2 protein-coding genes are annotated in these 1,849 nt (G+C 72.5%); one reads left to right on the plus strand and one right to left on the minus strand.

Annotation, left to right across the window (positions count from 1 at the left end; translation table 11 throughout):
- Positions 1-739, minus strand: a 739-nt coding sequence (locus SACSA_RS0116145; protein ID WP_232212977.1) for a hypothetical protein, incomplete at its 3' end; no start/stop codon positions are given.
- 198 nt (positions 740-937) lie between these two features.
- Here SACSA_RS0116145 and SACSA_RS23380 point away from each other — a divergent pair.
- A partial coding sequence (locus SACSA_RS23380) for a hypothetical protein (RefSeq protein WP_019818719.1) occupies positions 938-1,849 on the plus strand: 912 nt, incomplete at its 3' end.

Below are 1,849 nucleotides of genomic sequence, written 5' to 3' on the forward strand. Positions count from 1 at the left end.
CCGCGAAGGCGTCGCGGGTGACGTCGCCGACCACGCGCACGACCCGGTCGCCGTACACGGAGGGGTGCGCGACGTGCAACACGAGGCAGAACCGACCGTGCACGCCGTAGCGGCGGGCGAGCCTCTCGTGGGTGCGCAGCAGGTAGCGCGACGCGGCCCTGTTCGTGATCGCGGTCTGCCCGCAGACGACGAAGACCGGGCGGCCGTCGGTGGTGATCTTGGCAAGGGCCACGAACTCGGACTCGCCCGGGATGCGGCTGTAGGCCTGTCCGCCGACGCGGATGGTGAGGGCGGGACCGGCTTCGGCGAACGGGTCGATGGTCAGGCCGGGCAGGAAGGTGTCCAGGTGGGCCCGCGTCCGGGTGTTCGCGTCCGGACCGCCGAGGCAGAACTCGGGCTCGGCACCCACGGCGCTTTCGTAGAACTGGTGTGCGCCCTGCACCCGCAACCGCACCCGGGCCCCGCAGTCCCGCGCGATCGTGGCCACCTCCAGCATGGCGGCGACGTCGCCCTGGTGGACGCTGTGCGATGACGGGGACGAGGCGTGCCGTGGCGCGACGATCAGGCAGTCCGCGCCGGGCCCCATCCCGAAGAATCCGCGCCTGCGGCCGTCGCGCCTGCGCCGCCGGATGAGCCCGGTCACCCACACGGCGGTGCCCGCGATGACACTGGCCACCAGGTTGACGACGAGATCGCCGACGCTCGACAGCACGTGCTCCTCCCCGGGCTCGCGTCGCACACCGTAGCCGAATCCGTGGCACGGGAGGTACCGCGGTGCGCGGCCCGTTGCTCTGAACGGTCGGATTTGCCCGGGGACGGTCGCCACGACCCGGGGACCGCCGGTACGGAAGGGCGTGACGCGGTGCGGCGTGCGCGGGATCGGGACCGGCCGGGAGGCACCGTGCTCGCCCATGCTCGACGATCCGGGAGTGACACGATGAACACCACCGAACGAGCCGTGACGGCGGTCGCGGCCCTGTTCCTCGCACTGGCCTTCCTGCTCGTGGGAGTGAGCCGGGACTGGCCGTGGTGGGTGGTCACACCACTCGTACTCGTTCCCGTCGCGGCGGCGGTCCTCATGGACCGGGTGGCCGACCGCGGGCGGCGGCACGGTCACGTTTTTCCCCGCTCGGCCGCGCAGCGTATCCCGCCGCAGGCTTCGTCCCCGGCCACCGCGGCATCGCCACCGCAGCGCCCGGACGTCCGGCGGGAGATCGTCTCGGACATCTCGCTGCGCAGCTCCGCGCCCGACTACCGGTTCCTGTTCTCGGCGACCGTGTGCTGGATGATGGAACCCGAACGCCGCCCGCAGCACCCCAACCCCTCGGCGCTGGCCCGGGACGCCGTCGTGGCGCGGGCGCGGGATCTGCTGGCGAAGCAGAGCCCGGAGGAGTACAGCGTGCTCACCGAGTGGCTCAATGCCGAGCTGGGCACGATGATGGCGGTGGCACGACACCACGTCTACGTCTGGGCCACCGATGTCCTCATCGATCTGTCCGAATCAGACCGTGAGCGACTGCGCAGGCTCGCCGACATGCGCAAGGACGAGGAGCTTCAGGAACAGGAGCGCAGGAACGAACGCGGCCTGCGCGAGTATCTGGCGGACGACGCGCTCGCCGACCCCGGACGTGCCGTGGTCTGGTGGATGGCCCACAACGCCACGAACGGACGCGTCGACCTGCGCGGCACCGTCGCCGACCTCGACCGGCTGCGCCGGCTCACCGCCGCCGCGCACGCCACCGAGGTGCCACGCCCGGACACACTCCCGCACGAGGACGCCGAGCACGCCCGGGACCGGCGCCCCGCGCCCGCGGAGCACTCCGCCGGCGAGCCGCCGGACGAATCCGGC

The sequence above is a fragment of the Saccharomonospora saliphila YIM 90502 genome (assembly GCF_000383795.1).
Classification (GTDB): Bacteria; Actinomycetota; Actinomycetes; order Mycobacteriales; family Pseudonocardiaceae; genus Saccharomonospora; species Saccharomonospora saliphila.